Genomic DNA, 230 nt, shown 5'->3' with positions numbered 1-230 from the left:
AAAAACCAAACAGCATCAGGCTTTAGTGCCACTGGTTTGGTGAATGGCGAAAATAGTTCGGTATTAACAGGTGTCACAGCATCCGTAACCGCTAAAGACGTAGGCAGTTATACGAACAAAGCCAATGGTGTTGATAAAAACTACGATCTAACCTTTGTCGATGGTGCATTGGATATTGCCAAAGCCAAAGCGACTGTAACGGCGAATAGTTTAAATACGACCTATAACGG

1 protein-coding gene is annotated in these 230 nt (G+C 42.6%); it reads left to right on the top strand.

The window, feature by feature from the left end:
• Nucleotides 1-230, top strand: a 230-nt coding sequence (locus AC1Z3T_RS21255) for an MBG domain-containing protein (protein WP_483397003.1), incomplete at both ends; no start/stop codon positions are given.

It is taken from the genome of Acinetobacter sp. B-6 (genome assembly GCF_056930735.1).
The sequence above is the reverse complement of the archived record's forward strand: the minus strand, read 5'-3'. Positions and strand labels throughout refer to the sequence as shown.